The 522-nt window shown below is 68.8% G+C and carries 1 protein-coding gene; it reads left to right on the top strand.

Going from position 1 to position 522, the window contains the following annotated elements:
- Positions 1 to 522, top strand: a 522-nt coding sequence (locus ACG0Z6_RS16610) for a calcium-binding protein (protein WP_394463461.1), incomplete at both ends; no start/stop codon positions are given.

Genomic DNA, 522 nt, shown 5'->3' with positions numbered 1-522 from the left:
CCGCCTGCTCGCTGGCGCGGGCAACGACACGCTGCAAGGCGGCGCGGGCGCCGACACCCTGGACGGTGGCGCAGGCATAGACACCGCCAGCTACGCGGGCTCTGGCCTGGGCGTGAACGTCAACCTCGGCACCGGGCTGGGCCAGGGCGGCGACGCCCAGGGCGACCGCCTCTCCAACATCGAAGACCTGGTGGGCTCTGGCCGCGCCGATGCGCTCACCGGCAGTGCGCTGGCCAACCGCATCGAAGCCAGCGGCGGCGACGACACGCTGGACGGCGGCGCAGGCGCCGACACCCTGATCGGTGGCGTGGGCGAGGACCTCTACGTCGTTGACAACAGCGGCGATATCGTCACCGAAGCCGCGGGCGAAGGCACGGACACGGTTCAATCCAGCATCAGCTACACCCTGGTGGCCAACGTCGAAAACGGCGTGCTGCTGGGCACCAACGACCTCAACCTCAGCGGCAACGAGCTGGACAACCAACTCACTGGCAACGACGGCAACAACCTCATCGACGGCAA

The sequence above is a fragment of the Roseateles rivi genome (assembly GCF_043555845.1).
Taxonomy (GTDB): Bacteria; Pseudomonadota; Gammaproteobacteria; order Burkholderiales; family Burkholderiaceae_C; genus Roseateles; species Roseateles rivi.
This window is presented reverse-complemented; position numbering and strand designations above follow the sequence as displayed.